The organism is Streptomyces sp. NPDC058279 (assembly GCF_042881255.1).
In the GTDB taxonomy this organism is placed as follows: Bacteria; Actinomycetota; Actinomycetes; order Streptomycetales; family Streptomycetaceae; genus Streptomyces.
In genome coordinates, this window is the sequence record NZ_JBHVYA010000013.1 from 73,764 (window position 1) to 93,298 (window position 19,535).

Below are 19,535 nucleotides of genomic sequence, written 5' to 3' on the forward strand. Positions count from 1 at the left end.
CCAAAAAACTTACTTGACGCCCGGCTAGTGACGCGTCTACCTTCACCAGTGTAGTGAACTAGCCGGGCGGCAAGTAAGTGGCCGGGTGCGGAAAGTGCCAGGGGAGTGGACGACATGGTGGAGATGACGAAACAAGCGGAGAACTCCGGGGAGGTGAAGCCCCGCAGCGTCCGCGTCGTACTCATGGCACTCATGATCGCGATGCTGCTCGCCATGCTCGACAACATGATCATCGGTACGGCGATGCCGACGATCGTCGGCGAGCTGGGCGGACTGGAGCACCTGTCCTGGGTGGTCACCGCCTACACGCTGGCCACGGCCGCCTCCACGCCCATCTGGGGCAAGGTCGGCGACATGTACGGCCGCAAGGGCTCGTTCCTCACCTCCATCGTGATCTTCCTGATCGGTTCCGCGCTGAGCGGCATGGCCCAGGACATGGGCCAGCTGATCGGTTTCCGCGCGATCCAGGGCCTGGGCGCCGGCGGTCTGATGGTCGGCGTCATGGCGATCATCGGCGACCTGATACCGCCCCGTGAGCGCGGCAAGTACCAGGGCATGATGGCCGGCGTGATGGCCCTCGCCATGATCGGCGGCCCGCTGGTCGGCGGCACCATCACCGACCACATGGGCTGGCGCTGGTCCTTCTACATCAACCTCCCGCTCGGCGCCGTGGCGCTGGCGATGGTCACGGCGGTCCTGCACCTGCCGAAGAAGACCGGACAGGGCGAACGCCCCAGGATCGACTACCTGGGCGCGGCCCTGCTGACCATCGCCATCACCTCCACCGTGCTGGTCACCACCTGGGGCGGGACCGAGTACGCGTGGGGTTCCGGTGAGATCATCGGTCTGATCGTCGTCGGTGTCCTCGCCCTCGCCGCGTTCCTCTACGTCGAGACCAAGGCCGCCGAGCCCGTCATGCCGCTGCACATCTTCCGCAGCCGCAACTTCACCCTCATGTCGGTGATCGGCTTCCTCGTCGGCTTCGCGATGTTCGGCGGTGTGCTCTACCTGCCGCTGTTCCAGCAGGCCGTGCAGGGCGCCTCCGCGACCAACTCGGGGCTCCTGCTCCTGCCGATGCTGCTGTCGATGATGGTCGTCTCGCTGATCGCGGGTCGGATCACCACCAGCACCGGCAAGTACAAGGTCTTCCCGATCGTCGGCGGCGCGCTCATGGTCGTCGGGCTCTTCCTGCTCGCGACGATGGACACCGACACCACCCGACTCGTCTCCGGGCTCTACATGGCGGTGCTCGGCGCCGGCCTCGGCTTCCTGATGCAGATCACGATGCTGGTCGCGCAGAACAGCGTGGACATGAAGGACATGGGCGTCGCCTCGTCCTCCGCCACCCTCTTCCGTACGCTCGGCGGTTCCTTCGGCGTGGCCCTGATGGGTTCCCTGTTCACCTCGCGGGTCACCGACACCATGACCGACCGGCTCGGTCCGGCAGCCGCCGCCAAGGCGGGCTCGGCGCAGCTCGACGCGGCCAGCCTCGCCAAGCTGCCCGAGGCCATCCGCGACGCCTACCAGCACGCGGTCGCCGCCGGTACGCACTCCGCGTTCCTGCTCGGCGCGGCCATCGCCGTACTGGGCTTCCTGGCGGCCTGGTTCGTCAAGGAGGTCCCGCTGCGGGGCGCGGGCCCGGCTCCGGCCGACGCCACCGGCGAGGGTGACAAGCCGGCGCAGCTCGCGCCGGAGTCCATCGCCCACTGAAGCCCGTGGGTACGGCACGGCAAGGCACGGCATGAAACGGCCCGGCCCCGGGGATCGACAAATCCCCGGGGCCGGGCCGTTTGCCGTCAGGCACCGGTCGGCCGTCGACCTCGCCGATCGCCGCCGCGTACATGCCCGCGATGCCGGCCGCCGTGCCGACTCCGCCCGCCGCCGGCCTCTGGGTCTTCACCAACGGGGGTTGCCGTACGCCATGACGTCCAGGGGGCGGGTCGGTGCACCTGTCGAACACCCGCCCAACTGGCGCTGATCAGGTGGTATTCCCGGCGCTCCGCGGATGTGTCAGCTCCGCGGCGGGTGTCGGCTCCCTTACGGGTGAACGCGCCCCCGGTGTCGTTCCGGGCCGCCGCGAGCCCCCGTTGGACCGGGTATGAACCGCACCCGCACCGCCGCCCTCGTCCTCACCGCCGCCCTGGCGGCGCTCGCCCCCGCCCTCGGTCAATCCGCCGCCACCGCGGCGCAGGGCACCTTCCTCCAGGACCCGGCAGGCGACGAGAAGGCGATGAAGTCGATGTGGACGAAGGACGACATGCACAAGGTGGAAGCCCAGTTCCGCCTCTACCCGAACATCCAGTACAAGACGGTGACCCGGACCGAATCGAAGGGCGGCCAGCAGTGGGAGCGGGAGGTTCCCGACCCGAAGACGATGTCCTGGACGCCCTCGTTCGAGTTCGCGTGGTCCGTCGCCGACTCCAAGCTCGTCAAGAAGGCGGTGACGACGAAGGACGGCAAGCACCCGATCGTCGTGCACGCCGTGCTGCGCACCGCCGGGCAGGCCAAGGCGGCGGAGGTGGACCAGGAGCTGACCGGCCGGCCTGCCACGGGCCGGGTCAAGGTTCCCGGCGGGAAGCGGATCGCCTGCGACAGCGGCGAGTACACGGTGGAGTGGTCGGTCACCCGATCCGGATACGGGACGCTGCGGGGAACCCTGCACTGGGATTCGAGCTGCGAGCAGTACCGTACGGCGTTCTCGGACGACAACGGGCGGATCCACTGAGGGGCGCGTCCCGGGAAGGCCGGCCGCCCGCGCACCTTGTGGGTGGTCGCCGGACGGCTGGGCCGCGGCCTCGGATCAAGGGCCGTGGAGAGCATGATGCCGCATGGGGTGGATGCGGAGCGAGGCGAAGGTCCCGTCATGCGGGGGGAGTTCGCCCGGGGTCGGGTCGGCCGGGCCGCGGGAGGGCCTGCCGGTCGGTGAGGGCTGAGCGCCGAGGGCTGACGCGCTGAGACCTCGCGGGACGGTGGCGACGGCGACGGCGACCGTGGTGGCCATGGCCATAACTGTGGCTGTGGCGATGGCTGTCGGGGGCGGCCCGATCAGTGCTGCTTGCGGGCCGCGTTCGCCTTGGAGGCGATGTCCTCCAGGACGCTCTTCGCGTCCCCCGTCGGTTCCACCGCACGGCCGATGTTGCGCTTGATGGTGTCACTGACCGTCACCCAGGACGGGTCGTTCACCGGGTAGAGCTGGGCCCCGCGCAACGCGGTCAGGAAGTCCTGGTCGGTCTTGTCGAGACCGCCGCCGGCCGGGGTGCGGGAGGCGCTGACGGTCGCGGGGAGCAGGTGGTAGCGGCTCGCGAAGTCCGACAGGTACTTGTCCTGGTAGACGAAGTCCAGGAACGTGCCGATCTCGGCGCGCTTGCCGTTCTGCTTGAACGCCATCATCCAGTCCGCCACGCCGACGGTGGGCGGGATCTCGCCCGCGCCGAGGGTGTCGGAGACCGGCATCGGAACGGCGCGGACCTCGATGTTCTTGGCGCGCGCCTCGTAGGCGAGCGACGGGTAGCCGTTGACCATGCCGACCTCGCCGCGCAGGAACGCGGCGAAGGCGTCGGCGCGGTTGAACTGCGACGGGGCGACCGGGCCGGTCAGCCCGGGGGTGACCAGGTGGTCCTTGACCCATTTGAAGGTCGCGATGTTCTGGTCCGACGCGAGGCTGTAGTTGCCGCTGCTGTCGGCGTAGCCGCCGCCGTTGCTCAACTCCCAGATCAACGCCTCGGCGTGCGCCTCCTCCGGACCCAGCGGGAGCGCGTAGGGGATTTTGACCCCCTTGTCCCTGAGGGCCTTGGCGTCGGTCTGCAGATCGGCCCAGGTCTTGGGCGCCGCGCTGATTCCGGCCTGCTTGAACAGAGTGTCGTTGTAGAAGAGCAGGCGGCTGCTCGCCACGAAGGGCAGACCGTAGAGGGTGCTGCCGACGGTGCCGGCCTCGGTGAGGGGCTGGAGGAAGTTCGCCTCCGCGGTGACGGTGAGGAGTTCGTCGGCGGAATAGAGCTTGCCCTGCGCCGCGAAGTCCGAGTACGAACCCATGAGGGCCATGTCCGGCGCGTTGCCGGCCTTCACCATGCGGGAGACCTCGCGGTCGATGTCGGCCCAGGGCAACAGTTGCACCTCGACCTTGAGGTCGGGGTGGGCGGCGGTGAAGTCGTGCGTCACCTTGTCCCAGTAGGACTTGGAGCCGGTGGCCGAACTGTCGCCGTATTCCGCCGCGACGAGGCGCAGCGTACCGCTGTCACCTGCGCGTCCGCCGGAACTGCCGCATCCTGCGAGAGGTATCAGTAGACCGATCACGGCCGCACCGGCGGCCGGGCCGAACATTCTTCGTCGCACGGGTGGATTCCCCTGATTTTCTTGTGATTCCCGGTGTTACTTATGAGTTACTCCGGGCCGAGGTGTCCTTCCGTGGCCCGTTGGCCGGAATTCTCTCCTGACGGCAGGGCGGTTGGTCCCATTGGGGCGGCAGTTGTGTTCAATGCTCCAACTGGCCTTATTCCCTATGGTGTTTTCCGATATGTGATCCACGATTCCGACGCGCGTAGACATGGCGAAACGCCCGTTTCCGAGGGAAACAGGTCGACGAGAGGGATGGAGGGGAGGGGGGAGAGGGGAGGGGGGAGAGGGGAGGGGGGAGCGAGCCGGCAGCGGCGGGGATTAGTCGGCGAACTCGCCCGCGTAGGGGTCGGGCTCACCCGTCTCGGGGTTGCGGCCCTCCTGCCAACGGCGCTGCGCCTTGCGCCAGTGCACGAAGCTGAGGTGCCCGCCGTCCCAGAAGGTGATGCTGACGGGGCTCACGTCGAAGTCGTCCGAGCAGAGCCGGTAGAGGAATTCGGCCATGCCGTACGGGTGGACCGCGAACGGTTCGGCGGTGTGGCGCCCGACGACGAGGACGGGCCAGCGGTCCGGGTCGGGGTCGGTGGTCAGCCAGCACAGGATGTCGGAGCCGCCGGTGACGCCCCACGCGATGATCGACTCGGGGTCCACGTCGAAGGCGGCCCGGCCGCCCTCGGTCTCCCACACCTGCCGGGCGTTCTCGGTCTCCTCGGCCATCTCGGCGGGGGCCCACTGGAGTCCGGGCTTGGGGAGCGGAAGCAGGATGTCGGCCTCGCCGTTGATGGACCCGGAGCCGAAACGGCCCATGAAGGCGATGAAGTCGGCGGGGAACCGGGTCCCCCAGGCCGCTTCCACGGCGGGCCAGTCGATGTCCTCGTCGGCGCCGTGCGTCGCGGGCATGATCTGCTCCAGTGCCTTGACCGCAACGTTCTCCGTCATGCCGCTCCCCTGCCACCACCCCAGCTCAACCGCCCCAACCTACCCCCGGCGACGCGCCTCGCCTAGGCCCGGTCGTCAAAGTCCCGCCTGGCCCGCGACGCCCGGCACCGCACCTCGCTGCGTTGTCGGAGCGCCCGAGTACGTCCAGTACACGGGCGCCCCTCCGCCTTGCGATGCACGGCACCGGACATCGCGGGCCTTAACGGCGCTACTTTGACGACAGGACCTATCGGCCGTCTCGACTGTCGGGCCGTACGTCCACCCGGGTGCCGGGGCGCAGGCCCCACCGGGCCATGGCGCCGGCCGCGGCCTCCAGGACGTGCCGGGCGCGCGGGCGGGGCAGGCCGAGGCGGCCGGGGGGCATCGTGGTCACGGCGATGACGGTGAGGTTCCGGTCCAGGTACGCCACGTCGATGGGGAAGCGCATCCGGAAGGTGTGCACACTGGCCGCCGGGGTCAGCAGCAGGGCGCCGGTGATGCCGTCACGGCCGAGCAGGCCCCGGGTGCGGGCCCGGTACGAGGCGGCGATCTCCAGCGGGATCTCCGGCGGGATCTCCGGCGGGACATCGAACGGGGCCTCGGGCAGCGGTGCCTCGGGCGTCTGGACCACAGGTCGGGCCGGGTCGGCGCGGGCCGAGGGCCCCGGCCGGGCCCCGGGCGCGGTTTCCGCCGGGCCGCCGATCCTGAGGGTGGCCCTACCGTCCGTCCAGTGCCGCCTGATCGCCATGCCGGTCAGGGTAGGGGTCGATGGGCCCCCGGGCCCATGCCCGCGCCGCCCGCCGGGGCCTACGGTCTGCGCATGGGTCTGGCCGTGATCGTCCTTGCCGCCGTTTACGGCGTGACCGGTGGGCTGCTGCTGCCCCGAGCCGCCTACCGGCTGTCCGTGGAGCCGGAGCAGCCCTGGCGCGACCGCTGTCCCGAGGGCCACCCGCTGCCCGGCCGGCTCGGCCTCGCGCGCTGCCCGGGCGGTGCGGGGGCACCCGAAGGGGCCCACCCGGCCGGACCCGATGGGGCGCCACCCGCGCGGCCGCATCCGTACGGGCCCTCCTCCGCCCGCACCGCCGCACTGACCGGCGCGGTCTGCGCCGCCCTGGCCGTGGCCGGCGGGCCCCGCCCCGAGGTGGTCGCCTTCGTGGCGCTCGCCCCCGCCCTGGTCCTGCTCGGCCTGGTCGACCTGGCGGTGCACCGGCTGCCCGACCCGCTGACGCTGCCGCTCGCCGCGCTGACCGTCGCGCTGCTCGGCGGCGCGGCCCTGCTGCCGGGCGCCGCCGGGTCCTGGCGGCTCGCGCTGCTGGGCGGGGCCGCGCTGGGAGGCTCGTACCTCGTGCTGTTCCTGATCAACCCCGCCGGGATGGGGTTCGGCGACGTCAAACTGGCGCTGTCGCTGGGGGTCGCTCTTGGGTGGTACGGGTGGGGGGTATGGTTCGCCGGAACGTTCCTGGGCTTCCTCTACGGCGCCGGGTACGGCCTCGCCCTTGTGCTGCGCCGCCGTGGGGGAGCGCGGACGGCCTTCGCGTTCGGCCCCTTCATGACTGCCGGCGCGCTTACGGGATTGCTGCTGGGCGGATTCGGAGCGTAGTCGTTTCGCGCCGATGCACGCAGGACGCTTTACGAAGGGTTATGGTGGAACCCCCCCCTCGGGCCGGTCCGTATCCCCCCCACGGACCGGCCCGTTTTTCTTTTCTCCCCACCCCCGCGGGCACCGCCGCGAAAGCGCAGGTCAGTGCCGCGGGCGCGCCGCAGGTCAGGCCCGCTGGGCCCAGATGTTGGTGCCGGGCGTGGAGACGGCGTGGGAATCGATCTCCTCCAGCTCCCGCGCGGTCAGCGGCGGACCGGCCAGCGCGGCCACGTTCTCCTCCAACTGCGCCACGCTCGACGCGCCGATGAGCGCCGAGGTCATCCGGCTGTCCCGGAGCACCCAGTTCAGCGCGAGCTGCGCCAGCGACTGCCCGCGCCGGGCGGCGATGTCGTTCAGGCCGTTCAGCCTCCGCACCACGTCGTCCGAGAGCAGGTCCGGGTTGAGGGACTTGCCCTGGGTGGCCCGCGAGCCCTCCGGGATGCCCTTGAGGTACTTGCCCGTCAGCAGTCCCTGCGCCAGCGGCACGAAGGAGATGCAGCCCATGCCGGCGTCCTCCAGGACGTCCAGCAGCCCGTCCTCCTCCGTCCAGCGGTTGATCATGGAGTACGAGGGCTGGTGGATGAGGGGGCGCACGCCCATCTCGACGAGGATCCGCGCCGCCTCGGCCGTCTGCTCGGCCGTGTACGAGGAGACGCCCACGTACAGCGCCTTCCCCTGGTGGACCGCGGACGCGAGGGCGCCCATGGTCTCCTCCAGCGGGGTCTCCGGGTCGAACCGGTGCGAGTAGAAGATGTCGACGTAATCGACGCCCATCCGCCGCAGCGAGGCGTCGAGCGAACCGAGCAGGTACTTGCGGCTGCCCCACTCGCCGTACGGGCCGGCGTGCATCAGGTAGCCGGCCTTGGTGGAGAGCACCAGTTCCTCGCGGTGGGACGCGAAGTCCTGCGCGAAGATCTTGCCGAAGTTCAGCTCGGCCGAACCGGGCGGCGGGCCGTAGTTGTTGGCGAGGTCGAAGTGGGTGACGCCGAGGTCGAAGGCCCGGCGCAGGATGGCACGCTGCGAGGCCAGCGACTTGTCGTCGCCGAAGTTGTGCCACAGGCCCAGGGAGATGGCCGGGAGTTTGAGGCCGCTGCGGCCCGTGCGGCGGTACTCCATGGAGTCGTAGCGCGAGGGCTCTGCCCGATAGGGATTGGTATCAGTCACGTTGTCCTCCCTATCACGGACCTGTGACCGGCCGAGTTGGGTACGCGATCCCGCCGCGCAGTAATGTGGCGGGCTCGGGGGTAGGACCGCAATCCGCACGGGGGACGCACGGAGGGGCTGGAAGATCGTGAAGCTGCGCGACCTGGTGTACAGGCTCTACGCACGCCGGGTGGAAGGCCGCCTCGACCACGACGCGTCGCCCAAGCACATCGGCGTGATCCTGGACGGGAACAGGCGCTGGGCGAAGGCGTCCGGAGGCACGACGGAACAGGGCCACCAGGCCGGGGCCGACAAGATCTCCGAGATGCTGGGCTGGTGCACCGAGACGGACGTCGAGGTCGTCACCCTGTGGATGCTGTCCACCGACAACCTGGACCGGCCGGAGGTCGAACTCCGGCCGCTGCTCAACATCATCGAGAACACCGTGCGGGGCCTCGCCGCGGACGGCCGCTGGCGGGTCCACCACGTCGGCAACCTGGACATCCTCCCCGCCGGCACCCAGACGGTGCTCAAGGAGGCCGAGCAGGCCACGCACGACGTCGAGGGGATACTCGTCAACGTCGCGGTGGGCTACGGCGGCCGGCAGGAGATCGCCGACGCGGTCCGCTCGCTGCTGCTGGAGCACGCCGAGAAGGGCACCTCCTTCGAGGAGCTCGCCGAGGTCCTGGACATCGACCACATCGCGGAGCACCTCTACACCCGCGGCCAGCCCGACCCGGACCTGGTCATCCGCACCAGCGGCGAACAGCGGCTGTCCGGTTTCATGCTGTGGCAGAGCGCCCATTCGGAGTACTACTTCTGCGAGGTTTTCTGGCCGGCCTTCCGCAAGGTCGACTTCCTGCGGGCGCTGCGCGACTACGCCGCGCGCCACCGGCGGTACGGGACCTGACGAGCAGGGACCCGGTCCCGGCCACCTGACACCCCCTCGGCCCCTTCCGGGGTCGCCCCTCCGCGTCGCGAAGCCTTCACCAGCGCTTCACCGAGCGTCCGTCATATGCCATGGCATGGGCGCGTCGGTTCGAGGGCATACCCCTAGCAGGTCGACGCCCGATCCACGGGTGTCGAGTCTCAGCGGACGGCATGGGGCCGTCCGCCCGGGAGGCCCTTTGCACCAGGACGCGCGTGCGGTTCGCACGGACGAAGTGGAGGGCCGGAAATCGGCCCACGCATGGGTGCCGATGACCGGTCCGGTCTTCATGGCCCGACCTCTTCCGAGGGGGTACGTCCTTCCGTGGTGACCAGCACAAAGCGCCGCCTGCCCGACAGGCGGACCTACGTCCTCGACACCAGCGTCCTGCTGGCAGACCCCAACGCGGTCTCCCGCTTCGAAGAGCACGAGGTCGTGCTCCCGATCGTGGTGATCACCGAGCTGGAGGCCAAGCGGCACCATCCCGAACTCGGCTACTTCGCGCGCCAGGCCCTGCGCCTGCTCGACGACTTCCGGGTTCGCTACGGTCGCCTCGACGCCCCCATCCCGCTGGGCGATCTGGGCGGCACGCTGCGCGTCGAACTCAACCACTCCGACCCCGGCGTCCTGCCCGCGGGCTTCAGGCTGGGGGACAACGACTCCCGCATCCTGGCCGTCGCCCGCAACCTCCAGGCCGAGGGCTACGACGTCACGGTGGTCTCGAAGGACCTGCCGCTGCGCATCAAGGCATCCTCGGTGGGGTTGCTCGCCGAGGAGTACCGGGCCGAGCTGGCGATCACCGACAGCGGCTGGACCGGCATGAGCGAGCTCGCGCTGTCCGGGGAGCAGGTCGACCTGCTCTTCTCGGAGGAACGGCTCTACGTGCCGGAGGCGGCCGAACTGCCGGTGCACACCGGGCTCGTCCTCCAGTCGGAGCGCGGCAAGGCACTCGGCCGGGTCACGGCGGACGGCAACGTCCGTCTCGTGCGCGGCGACCGCGAGGCGTTCGGACTGCACGGCCGCAGCGCCGAGCAGCGCATCGCGCTGGACCTGCTCCTCGATCCCGAGATCGGCATCCTCTCGATGGGCGGCCGGGCCGGCACCGGCAAGTCGGCGCTGGCCCTGTGCGCCGGCCTGGAGGCGGTGCTGGAGCGCCGGCAGCACCAGAAGGTGATGGTCTTCCGGCCGCTGTACGCCGTGGGCGGGCAGGAGCTCGGCTACCTGCCGGGCACCGAGGCCGAGAAGATGAGCCCCTGGGCGCAGGCGGTCTTCGACACCCTCTCGTCCGTCGCCGGGCGCGAGGTCATCGAAGAGGTGCTGAACCGCGGGATGCTGGAAGTCCTGCCGCTCACGCACATCCGCGGCCGTTCGCTGCACGACGCCTTCGTGATCGTGGACGAGGCCCAGTCGCTGGAGCGCAACGTCCTGCTGACCGTGCTGTCGCGGATCGGGGCCAACTCGCGGGTCGTCCTGACCCACGACGTGGCGCAGCGGGACAACTTGAGGGTCGGCCGGTACGACGGGGTGGTCGCCGTCGTTGAGAAGCTCAAGGGCCATCCGCTGTTCGCCCACGTCACGCTGACGCGTTCCGAGCGCTCCCCGATCGCCGCGCTCGTCACCGAGATGCTGGAGACGCTCTGACCCCGGGGAGGCGGTGATCCCGGAGGCACCGCGACTCCGGAGCACAAAGGGGGCAGAAACCCCATAGGCGGAGGATGAGTTGACGCCGCCCGGCGAAGGCGCAGCAGCCTAGCCGGGCGGCGTCGTGCCGCACAGGTCTTCGGTGAAATCAAAGGCGTTCCGGCAGGTGTGACCTTTCCCACGCAACGTGGAATTGCCCTGCGGCGTCGTGGTCCGGCAGAGTCTGCTTTCCGTCAGGCCCCGCATACGGCACTCCTGTACCTCTCGCGAGGTACGCGCACACCAACAACTCCAGAGCCGGTCGCCGTATGCCGCCCGAGCAAGCCGGCAACCCCCGCGAGGGAGTTGCCCCGGGCCCGAGCCTCCAGTGACCGCGGATTCATGGAGGCCAGTGTCGAGGGGCACTATTGCGCCGCGCGGTCACTGCGGACGCTGCTGGAAGGACACCGTGTGAGCCGGATCTCGGTCCGGGGGTTCGCAGTGGCTTCGGCCACCGCGGTCACCACCGTCGGCGCAGTCGTGGGCGTTGCGGCGGGCGACGCCACCCCGAACAACCTCGAAACGACCGCCGCCGGAACGACTCTCCTCACTGACATCCCGGTCGGCGACCAGGCGCAGGTCCAGAGCGCGTCCCTGACGCAGCAGGCCGACTCCATCGCCCACGCCGCCGAAGCCGACGCCCAGCGCTCGGCCGAGGAAGCGGCGCGCATCCAGGCGGCGCAGGACGCCAAGGCGAAGAAGACGGACGCCGAGGCGGCCGCGGCCAAGAAGAAGGCCGAAGAGGAAGCGAAGAAGCACGAGGACGAGCAGGTGGCGAGCCGCTCCGCGACGCGCAGCGCCGGCGACTTCGCCGTCCAGGGCTCCTACACGGTCGCCCAGGTCAAGGACATCGCCCGGCAGATCGTGCCGGCCGGTCAGTTCCAGTGCTTCTCCAACATCATCAACGAGGAATCGACCTGGAACTACCAGGCCGTGAACTCCTCTTCGGGCGCCTACGGCCTGGTCCAGGCCCTGCCCGGCTCCAAGATGGCCTCGGCCGGCGCCGACTGGCGCACCAACCCGGCCACGCAGATCCAGTGGGGCCTGGGCTACATGAACGACCGCTACGGCAGCCCGTGCAGCGCCTGGAGCTTCCACCAGGCCAACGGCTGGTACTAGGCCCGGTCGTCAAAGTCCCGCCTGGCCCGCGACGCCCGGCACCGCACCTCGCTGCGTTGTCGGAGCGCCCGAGTACGTCCAGTACACGGGCGCCCCTCCGCCTTGCGATGCACGGCACCGGACATCGCGGGCCTTACCGGCGCTACTTTGACGACAGGACCTAGGCCGTCCAGCTCTCACCTCGTCCCGGGGAAACACGCTCCCGGCGATCAACCTCGGGGAGCCCCGCACCGTCCTACGGTGCGGGGCTCCCCGCGTGTACGGTCGGGCGAGTGGGTCCGCGCGCGGGGGGAAAGGGAACGACATGACGAAGAGGGCAGGCTGGCTCGGCCGGCTCGGCAGAGGGCTCAGCCAGATCGGCGCGCGCCTCGACGAACGGCGGGCCGAGGTCGAGGCGGAGACCGCCGTCGACGTCCCCGTCGTGGTCCCGGCCCCCGTCGACGGGCCGGTGCCCGCGACCGTGATCGCCCCCGGCGGCGACTCCGGTTGGCGGGAGCGGCCCGATCCGGTGACGGTCATCCCTTGGGGGATGCGGGTGGCCGCCGAAGCCAGTTGGCGGCTGCTGCTCCTCGCCGGGATGCTCTGGGTGCTGATGAAGGTGATCAGCGAGGTCCGCCTCGTGGTCCTCGCCTTCTCCGCCGCCCTGCTCGTCACCGCGCTGCTCCAGCCCTTCGTCGTACGGCTGCGGCGGCTCGGGCTGCCGCGCGGGCTCGCCACGGCCGTGACCGCGATCCTCGGCTTCGTGGTGATCGGGTTGGTCGGCTGGTTCGTGGTGTGGCAGGTCATGGAGAACCTCGACACCCTGTCCGCCCGGGTGCGCGAGGGCATCGACGAACTCAAACTCTGGTTGCTGGACAGTCCGTTCCACGTCACCGAGAAGCAGATCAACGACATCGCGAAGAGCCTCACCGACACCATCGGCACCAACACCGAGCAGATCACCTCCGCCGGCCTGCAAGGCGTGACGGTCCTCGTCGAGGTGCTGACGGGCATCCTGCTCTCGATGTTCTCGACGCTCTTCCTGCTCTACGACGGTAAGCGCATCTGGACCTGGACGCTCGGCCTGGTCCCGCGTGCGGCCCGCCCCGGGGTCGCGGGCGCCGGCCCGCGCGCCTGGCGCACGCTGACCGCGTACGTCCGGGGCACCGTGCTCGTCGCCCTCATCGACGCCGTGTTCATCGGCCTCGGGCTCTACTTCCTCGATGTCACGATGGCGGTGCCGCTCGCCGTCTTCATCTTCCTGTTCGCCTTCATCCCGCTCGTCGGCGCGGTCGTCTCCGGGGCGCTGGCCGTGGTGGTGGCGCTGGTGACCCAGGGGCCGTTCATCGCGCTGATGGTCCTGCTGGTGGTGCTGGCGGTGCAGCAGCTGGAGGGGCACGTGCTCCAGCCGTTCATCCTGGGCCGCGCCGTACGGGTACACCCGCTCGCGGTGGTGCTGGCGGTGGCGGCCGGCGGGATGGTCGCCGGCATCGGCGGCGCGGTGGTCGCCGTACCGCTGGTCGCCGTCACCAACACCGTCGTGGTGTACCTGCGGGCGTACTCGCGCGACCAGCAGCGGGCCGCGGCCACCGCGACGGGCCCGGGCCCGCACGGCGCCACGGCCCTCCCCCGCTCCGAAGGCGAAGCGGGCACGAACGCCTGACCCCCGCGGCCGGTGCCGGCCGCGGGGGTCCTGGGGGTCGTACCCGTACGGGTCGTCACTCGGTGGCGAGCGCGGCCTCGGCGTCGAGGGTGACGGCGACGGCCTGGATCACCGAGGCGATCTTGAAGGCTTCCTGGATCGTCTCACGGCCGACACCGGCCTTGCGCAGCACCTGCTCGTGCGAGTCGAGGCACTGGCCGCAGCCGTTGATCGCGGAGACCGCGAGCGACCACAGCTCGAAGTCGACCTTCTCCACGCCCGGGTTGCCGATGACGTTCATCCGCAGACCGGCGCGCAGGGTGTTGTACTCCGGGTCGGACAGCAGGTGCCGGGTCCGGTAGAAGACGTTGTTCATCGCCATGACCGCGGCCGCGGACTTGGCGGCTGTGTACGCCTCCGGCGACAGGGCCGCCTTCGCCTCCGGCTCCAGCTCACGCAGGACGCGCGCGGAACGGGCGGCGATCGCGCAGGCCAGGACCGTGCCCCACAGCTGCTGCTGCGGGAGGTCGCTGTTGCCGATGACCGAACCGAGGTTCAGCTTCAGGTCCTTGGCGAAGTCCGGAACGGCGGCCTTCAGGGAGTCGAGGGACATCGCTCACTCACCGGCCAGCAGTGCGCCGGCGTCCAGGGTGCCCTCGCCCTTGTTCCAGTTGCAGGGGCACAGCTCGTCGGTCTGCAGGGCGTCGAGGACCCGCAGGACCTCCTTGGGGTTACGGCCCACGGAACCGGCGGTCACCATCGTGAACTGGATCTCGTTGTTCTGGTCGACGATGAAGACGGCGCGCTGCGCGAAGCCGTCCTCGCCCTGCACACCACAGGCCCGCATGAGTTCGTGCTTGGAGTCGGCCAGCATCGGGAAGGGCAGGTCGCGCAGGTCGGCGTGGTCCTTGCGCCAGGCGTGGTGGACGAACTCGGAGTCGCCGGAGACGCCGAGGACCTGGGCGTCGCGGTCCTGGAACTCCTCGTTGAGCTTGCCGAAGGCGGCGATCTCGGTCGGGCAGACGAAGGTGAAGTCCTTCGGCCAGAAGAACACCACACGCCACTTGCCCTCGTAGGTCTTGTGGTCGATCTGCGCGAACTCGTTGCCGGCTTCGAGCGAGACGCAGGCCGTCAGATCGTAGGTGGGGAACTTGTCACCGACAGTGAGCACGTGCTCTCCTTGCAGACAGGAAAATACCCCTTTTGGGGGCTTTCCAAGGGGGTTGGACGGATCTCACATGCTGGCACAGCTGCATTGATTACGGAAATAGCTACTCTTGTGGCTGGTGATCGGAGGTGCCTATCAGTGGCTATGGGTAATAGGGGAGCGAAGCTCGGGCCCAAGAACGGGGCGGCCCGGCAGGCGACGCTCGCGCAACTGCGCGCCTTCGCGGCCGTCGCCGAACACCTGCACTTCCGGGACGCCGCCGCGGCGATCGGGATGAGCCAGCCGGCGCTGTCCGGGGCCGTCTCCGCCCTGGAGGAGGCCCTCGGCGTGCAGTTGTTGGAGCGCACCACCCGCAAGGTGCTGCTCTCCCCGGCCGGCGAGCGGATCGCCGCCCGGGCGCGGGCCGTGCTCGACGCGATGGGCGGACTGCTGGAGGAGGCCGAGGCGGTGCGCGCGCCGTTCACCGGGGTGTTGCGGCTCGGCGTGATCCCCACCGTGGCCCCGTACCTGCTGCCCACCGTGCTCGGGCTGTTCCACCGCCGCTACCCCCGGATGGACCTCCAGGTGCACGAGGAGCAGACGGCCTCGCTGTTGGAGGGGCTGGCCGCCGGGCGGCTCGACCTGTTGCTGCTCGCGGTGCCGCTGGGCGTCCCCGGTGTCACCGAACTCCCGCTGTTCGACGAGGACTTCGTCCTCCTCGCGCCCCGCGAGCACCCGCTCGCCGGGCGCAAGGACATCCCCCGCGAGGAACTGCGGGAGTTGCAGCTCCTGTTGCTCGACGAAGGCCACTGCCTGCGGGACCAGGCGCTCGACATCTGCCGCGAGGCGGGGCGCACGGCGGGCGCGGACGTCACCACCACCGCCGCCGGGCTCTCCACGCTCGTGCAACTGGTGGCCGGAGGGCTCGGGGTCACGCTCTTGCCGCGTACGGCACTGCGCCTGGAGACGGCCCGCAACGAGCACCTGGCCACCGGGTACTTCGCCGAGCCGGCCCCCTCGCGGCGGATCGCGCTGGCCATGCGGACCGGCACGGCGCGACAGCAGGAGTTCACCGCCATCGCCGCCTCCCTGCGCGAGGCGGTCCGCCCGCTCCCCGTGTGGCTGACGGACTGACGGACTGCCCACCGGAGTGCCGGAGTGCCGGAGTGCCCGACTGTCCGACTGACGCGCGGACCGGGACGCCTTCTAGTCGGACGCGTCCTGGTCCGACGGCTTCGGCGGCCGGCCGCGCGGTGGAATGGGGGCGACACCGCCCGGGAGGCGACCGGACTCGGACAGGGCGCGGCGGAGCAGGAACTCGATCTGGGCGTTCGCGCTGCGCAGCTCGTCGCCCGCCCAGCGCGCCAGCGCCTCGTACACCTGCGGGTCCAGCCGCAGCAGCACCTGCTTGCGCGCCTGGCGCCCCCCGCGCGCGCCCCGCTCCGACTCCCCGGCCGGGCCGGGTCCGGAGCGGGGCGCGTCGCCGGCGGGACTCACTGGTAGAGGGTCCCGGTGTTGAGGACGGGCTGGGCCGCGCGGTCACCGCACAGGACCACCATCAGGTTCGAGACCATGGATGCCTTGCGCTCCGGGTCCAGGTCCACGATCTCCTCCTCCGCCAGGCGGGTCAGGGCCAGCTCCACCATGCCCACCGCTCCTTCGACGATCTGCTTGCGGGCCGCCACGACGGCCCCCGCCTGCTGGCGCTGGAGCATCGCGGAGGCGATTTCGGGAGCGTACGCGAGATGCGTGAAGCGGGACTCGATGATGTGTACGCCCGCCGCCTCGACGCGGGTGGAGAGCTCCGCCGCCAGCTTGCGGGTGATCTCCTCGGCATTGCCGCGCAGCGAGAGGCCGCCCTCGTCGTGGGCGTCGTAGGGGTACTCGATGGCGATGTGCCGGACGGCCGTCTCGGTCTGGGTCTCCACGAACTCGGTGAAGTCCTCGACCTCGAACACCGCGCGGGCCGTGTCCTCCACCCGCCACACCACGACCGCCGCCAGCTCGATCGGGTTGCCGTACGCGTCGTTGACCTTGAGGACGTTCGTCTCGTGGTTGCGGACGCGGGTGGAGATCTTCTCGCGGGAGGTGAGCGGGTTCACCCAGCGCAGACCCTCCGTCCGGATCGTCCCCCGGTAGCGGCCGAAGAGCTGTACGACGCGGGCCTGCCCGGGCGCCACCGTGTTCAGCCCGCTCATCGCGAAGACGGCCGCGATGTCCAGCAGCACGCCGGCCGCGACCAGCGCCACCTTGAGGGCGTCGACCCCCGTCATCGAACCGAGGACCACCAGGCCCGTACCGGCCACGAGGCCGGCGAGACCGAGCAGCAGCGCCGGGCCGCCGCCGATGCTGTGCGCGGTGAACTCCCGTATCACGGTGGGGGATACGGCGGGAGACGCGTCGATGGCGTCCGATTCCGTCGCCGATGAAGTGGTCATGGTCTGCCCCCGTTTGTCGGTGATGTTCGGTCGTGATCGGCCGAACGTTCTAGCAAAGTGATAGCACTTTTTACGCCCGCCGCAACCCTTCGGGCCTTCTGAGCGTCGGTTCCAGTGGTGTGGGTGCTGATTCTCACGTCCGAAATGACCGGATTTGATCAGGGTTAGCCAACCTTTGTCACAGCCTGCGGTGTTAGTTTTTTGAGCTGACGTCGGGGGGGTAATCGAGCGGAGCGGGAGCGATGAGCCGAGCAGAGGCGCGACGGGCGCAGCAGCAGCGCGGTGCGCGGAAAGCGCCGAGCGGGCGCTCAGACGGGCGCGCGGGCAAGGCGGCCGGCAAACGCACCGGCATACGCCGCTTCTTCACCTGGAAGAAGATCCTCGGCGCGTTCTTCGGGATGATCCTGCTCCTGGTGGCCGGGGCGTTCGCCGCCTACTTCCTGGTGGACCCGCCGGACCCCAGGAGCGACGCCGTGCTCCAGAGCAACACCTACAAGTACGCCGACGGCTCGATCATGGCGCGCACGGGAGACAAGAACCGTGTCATCGTCCCGATCGACAAGATCCCCGAAGACGTGCGGACGGCGTTCATCGCCATCGAGAACAAGTCCTTCTACAAGGACAGCGGCGTCGACGTCATGGGCGTCGCCCGCGGCCTGTTCAACACCGCCCGCGGCAAGGGCACGGCGGGCGGCTCGACGATCACCCAGCAATACGTCAAGAACTACTACCTGACCCAGGACCAGTCGGCGACCCGCAAGCTGCGCGAGTTGGTGATCGCCATCAAGGTCGACCAGCGCATGTCGAAGAACGACATCCTCGCCGGCTACCTGAACACCAACTTCTACGGCCGCAACGCCTACGGCATCCAGGCCGCCGCCCAGGCCTTCTACGGCGTCGACGCCGACAAGCTCACGCTCGCGCAGGGCGCCTACCTCGCCGCCGTCATCCAGGCCCCCAGCCAGTACGACCTGGCGTTCGCGGGCCCCAACGGCCGGCACCTGGTGATGGTCCGCTTCAACGCCGTCCTCGACAACATGGTCGAGATGGGCGAGCTGGACCCCGCCAAGCGCAAGACGATCCAGCTCCAGGAGCCCATCAAGCCCAAGCCCGCGCCGGGTATGGACGGGCAGAAGGGCTACCTGATCCAGGCCGCCAACGCCGAGCTGAACGCGCACGGCATCAAGGACGAGCAGATCGCGGCCGGCGGCTGGACCTTCACGCTCAACATCGACAAGAAGAAGCAGGCCGCCATGGAGAAGGCGGTCCAGGACAAGCTGGAGTCCCAGCTCAAGCGCAAGGACGTGCAGGAGCGGCCGCAGGACCAGAGCGTGCAGGCCGGCGCCACCTCGGTGGACCCGAAGACCGGCGCGATCGTCGCGATGTACGGCGGCACGGGGCTGAGCGAGAAGTACGACAGCAACGCGCTGCGCACCGACTTCCAGCCCGGCTCGACCTTCAAGCCGGTCGTGCTGGCCACCGCGCTGGAGACCGGGGCGACCACCCAGGACGGCCGCAAGATCACCCCGAACACCCTCTACGACGGCACCAGCAAGCGCCCCGTCGTCGGCAGTTCGGTGCCCTTCGCCCCGCAGAACCAGGACGACGCCAATTACGGCGACCCGATGCTCACGGTCCAGGAGGCCACCAACTCCTCCGTGAACTCCGTCTACGCCCAGATGATCGTGGACGCCAAGCCGGCCACCGTGAAGAAGCAGGCCCTCGCCCTCGGCATGAAGGACCGCGACGGCTGGCCCGAGGACAAGCCGGCCATGTCGCTCGGCACCATGAGCGCCAACACCGTGGAGATGGCCGGCGTCTACGCCACCTTCGACAACCACGGCAAGAAGGTCACCCCCACCATCATCAAGAAGGCCGAGCGCAAGGACGCCCAGTACAACCCGGGCAGCCCGATCGGCAGCCAGGTCCTCAGCCGCAAGACCGCCGACACCGTCACCAAGGTGCTCACCGGCGTCGTCGCCGACGGTTCGGGCCGGGCCGTGAAGAGCGACGTCTACCAGGCCGCGGGCAAGACCGGCACCACCGAGTCCAACGTGGCCGCCTGGTTCACCGGCTACACCCCGGAGCTCGTCACGGTCGTCGCGATGTTCGGCGAGGACCCCAACACCCACGGCCAGGTCACCCTGACCGGTACCGCCGGCGGTGGCCGCGCGGGCGGCTCCAGCTTCCCCGCCGAGATCTGGAAGGCGTACACCACCTCCGTCCTCGGCGGGGTGAGCACGGACGAGTTCGACCTGTCGGACGCGGACATGGGCCCGGTCCCGGCGCCCACCCGCAGCGCCGCCCCCACCAAGGACGCGAGCCCGACCGCCACGGCCTCGGGGAACACCAAGTCGCCGACGGCCACCACGAGCCCGACGAAGAGCATCGACCCGACGGGCCGCACCAAGGACCCGACGAAGACGGCCGATCCGACCAAGCCGACGAAGGACCCGACGAAGGGCCCGGATCCGACGAAGTCGTTCATCTTCCCGCCGGCGCAGGAGCAGCAGCAGCGCCAGCCCTGACGGCCCGGTGAAACGGACACCGCCCCGCGACGTGATCGTCGC

Annotated in this window: 17 protein-coding genes; 9 read left to right on the forward strand and 8 right to left on the reverse strand. The window is 70.0% G+C overall.

Features of this window, described 5'->3' with window-relative positions; translation table 11 throughout:
- Positions 1-114 precede the first annotated feature (114 nt).
- Entirely contained in the window at positions 115-1,710 is a 1,596-nt protein-coding gene (locus ACFVXJ_RS23180) for an MDR family MFS transporter (protein ID WP_389664265.1), read from the forward strand.
- Between the two features lie 388 nt (positions 1,711-2,098).
- Positions 2,099-2,725, forward strand: a complete 627-nt coding sequence (locus ACFVXJ_RS23185) for a hypothetical protein (protein ID WP_389664267.1) — start codon at positions 2,099-2,101, stop codon at positions 2,723-2,725.
- Between the two features lie 320 nt (positions 2,726-3,045).
- Here the strand turns inward: ACFVXJ_RS23185 and ACFVXJ_RS23190 are convergent, their stop codons facing one another.
- From ACFVXJ_RS23190 to ACFVXJ_RS23200, 3 genes are all read right to left on the reverse strand, one after another.
- A complete protein-coding gene (locus ACFVXJ_RS23190; RefSeq protein ID WP_389664394.1) occupies positions 3,046-4,320 on the reverse strand; it encodes an extracellular solute-binding protein in 1,275 nt (424 codons plus the stop codon).
- Positions 4,321-4,653: 333 nt separating this feature from the next.
- Positions 4,654-5,271, reverse strand: coding sequence for an SMI1/KNR4 family protein (locus ACFVXJ_RS23195; protein WP_389664268.1), 618 nt, complete (start codon positions 5,269-5,271; stop codon positions 4,654-4,656).
- A gap of 226 nt (positions 5,272-5,497) precedes the next feature.
- On the reverse strand, positions 5,498-5,992 hold the full coding sequence (locus ACFVXJ_RS23200; RefSeq protein ID WP_389664396.1) for a DUF192 domain-containing protein: 495 nt from the start codon (positions 5,990-5,992) through the stop codon (positions 5,498-5,500).
- A gap of 78 nt (positions 5,993-6,070) precedes the next feature.
- Here ACFVXJ_RS23200 and ACFVXJ_RS23205 point away from each other — a divergent pair, with 78 nt between their 5' ends.
- Positions 6,071-6,850, forward strand: a complete 780-nt coding sequence (locus tag ACFVXJ_RS23205; RefSeq protein WP_389664270.1) for a prepilin peptidase — start codon at positions 6,071-6,073, stop codon at positions 6,848-6,850.
- Between the two features lie 165 nt (positions 6,851-7,015).
- Here the strand turns inward: ACFVXJ_RS23205 and mgrA are convergent, their stop codons facing one another.
- Positions 7,016-8,053, reverse strand: coding sequence for an L-glyceraldehyde 3-phosphate reductase (mgrA, locus tag ACFVXJ_RS23210; RefSeq protein WP_389664272.1), 1,038 nt, complete (start codon positions 8,051-8,053; stop codon positions 7,016-7,018).
- A 127-nt stretch (positions 8,054-8,180) separates the two neighbouring features.
- Here mgrA and ACFVXJ_RS23215 point away from each other — a divergent pair, with 127 nt between their 5' ends.
- The 4 genes from ACFVXJ_RS23215 to ACFVXJ_RS23230 all read left to right on the forward strand — a co-directional run bounded on the left by ACFVXJ_RS23215 (position 8,181) and on the right by ACFVXJ_RS23230 (position 13,401).
- Entirely contained in the window at positions 8,181-8,942 is a 762-nt protein-coding gene (locus tag ACFVXJ_RS23215; protein ID WP_136216151.1) for an isoprenyl transferase, read from the forward strand.
- Between the two features lie 342 nt (positions 8,943-9,284).
- Positions 9,285-10,601, forward strand: coding sequence for a PhoH family protein (locus ACFVXJ_RS23220; RefSeq protein ID WP_136216150.1), 1,317 nt, complete (start codon positions 9,285-9,287; stop codon positions 10,599-10,601).
- Positions 10,602-11,051: 450 nt separating this feature from the next.
- Positions 11,052-11,759, forward strand: a complete 708-nt coding sequence (locus ACFVXJ_RS23225; protein WP_389664273.1) for a transglycosylase SLT domain-containing protein — start codon at positions 11,052-11,054, stop codon at positions 11,757-11,759.
- 304 nt (positions 11,760-12,063) lie between these two features.
- Positions 12,064-13,401, forward strand: a complete 1,338-nt coding sequence (locus ACFVXJ_RS23230) for an AI-2E family transporter (protein ID WP_389664275.1) — start codon at positions 12,064-12,066, stop codon at positions 13,399-13,401.
- Positions 13,402-13,456: 55 nt separating this feature from the next.
- Here the strand turns inward: ACFVXJ_RS23230 and ACFVXJ_RS23235 are convergent, their stop codons facing one another.
- Both ACFVXJ_RS23235 and ACFVXJ_RS23240 read right to left on the reverse strand, forming a co-directional pair.
- The gene (locus ACFVXJ_RS23235; protein ID WP_389664276.1) at positions 13,457-13,993 is read right to left on the reverse strand and encodes an alkyl hydroperoxide reductase; all 537 of its coding nucleotides are present in this window, start codon (positions 13,991-13,993) and stop codon (positions 13,457-13,459) included.
- A gap of 3 nt (positions 13,994-13,996) precedes the next feature.
- Positions 13,997-14,551, reverse strand: coding sequence for a peroxiredoxin (locus ACFVXJ_RS23240; RefSeq protein ID WP_361310035.1), 555 nt, complete (start codon positions 14,549-14,551; stop codon positions 13,997-13,999).
- A gap of 141 nt (positions 14,552-14,692) precedes the next feature.
- On the opposite strand from ACFVXJ_RS23240, the gene ACFVXJ_RS23245 reads away from it, so the two are divergent.
- Positions 14,693-15,661 (forward strand): hydrogen peroxide-inducible genes activator, encoded by a 969-nt coding sequence (locus ACFVXJ_RS23245; protein WP_389664278.1) that lies wholly within the window; start codon positions 14,693-14,695, stop codon positions 15,659-15,661.
- A gap of 72 nt (positions 15,662-15,733) precedes the next feature.
- Here ACFVXJ_RS23245 and ACFVXJ_RS23250 read toward each other — a convergent pair whose 3' ends face one another.
- Together ACFVXJ_RS23250 and ACFVXJ_RS23255 are read right to left on the reverse strand one after the other, a co-directional pair.
- Positions 15,734-16,024, reverse strand: coding sequence for a hypothetical protein (locus ACFVXJ_RS23250; RefSeq protein WP_389664279.1), 291 nt, complete (start codon positions 16,022-16,024; stop codon positions 15,734-15,736).
- Positions 16,021-16,965: an SPFH domain-containing protein gene (locus ACFVXJ_RS23255; RefSeq protein WP_389664281.1), complete on the reverse strand. Its 945-nt coding sequence runs from the start codon at positions 16,963-16,965 to the stop codon at positions 16,021-16,023. Before ACFVXJ_RS23255 ends, ACFVXJ_RS23250 begins: the two co-directional genes overlap by 4 nt.
- Before the next feature lie 242 nt (positions 16,966-17,207).
- Between ACFVXJ_RS23255 and ACFVXJ_RS23260 the strand changes: the two genes are divergently transcribed.
- Complete coding sequence (locus tag ACFVXJ_RS23260) at positions 17,208-19,493, forward strand: transglycosylase domain-containing protein (RefSeq protein ID WP_389664283.1); 2,286 nt, start codon at positions 17,208-17,210, stop codon at positions 19,491-19,493.
- Positions 19,494-19,535: the final 42 nt, after the last annotated feature.

Bases quoted from the DNA above. Each gene is read 5' to 3' on its own strand.
- ACFVXJ_RS23180 (WP_389664265.1), top strand. From the start codon at position 115: ATGGTGGAGATGACGAAACAAGCGGAGAACTCCGGGGAGGTGAAGCCC.
- ACFVXJ_RS23185 (WP_389664267.1), top strand. From the start codon at position 2,099: ATGAACCGCACCCGCACCGCCGCCCTCGTCCTCACCGCCGCCCTGGCG.
- ACFVXJ_RS23190 (WP_389664394.1), bottom strand. From the start codon at position 4,320: ATGTTCGGCCCGGCCGCCGGTGCGGCCGTGATCGGTCTACTGATACCT.
- ACFVXJ_RS23195 (WP_389664268.1), bottom strand. From the start codon at position 5,271: ATGACGGAGAACGTTGCGGTCAAGGCACTGGAGCAGATCATGCCCGCG.
- ACFVXJ_RS23205 (WP_389664270.1), top strand. From the start codon at position 6,071: ATGGGTCTGGCCGTGATCGTCCTTGCCGCCGTTTACGGCGTGACCGGT.
- ACFVXJ_RS23230 (WP_389664275.1), top strand. From the start codon at position 12,064: ATGACGAAGAGGGCAGGCTGGCTCGGCCGGCTCGGCAGAGGGCTCAGC.
- ACFVXJ_RS23235 (WP_389664276.1), bottom strand. From the start codon at position 13,993: ATGTCCCTCGACTCCCTGAAGGCCGCCGTTCCGGACTTCGCCAAGGAC.
- ACFVXJ_RS23245 (WP_389664278.1), top strand. From the start codon at position 14,693: ATGGGTAATAGGGGAGCGAAGCTCGGGCCCAAGAACGGGGCGGCCCGG.
- ACFVXJ_RS23255 (WP_389664281.1), bottom strand. From the start codon at position 16,965: ATGACCACTTCATCGGCGACGGAATCGGACGCCATCGACGCGTCTCCC.
- ACFVXJ_RS23260 (WP_389664283.1), top strand. From the start codon at position 17,208: ATGAGCCGAGCAGAGGCGCGACGGGCGCAGCAGCAGCGCGGTGCGCGG.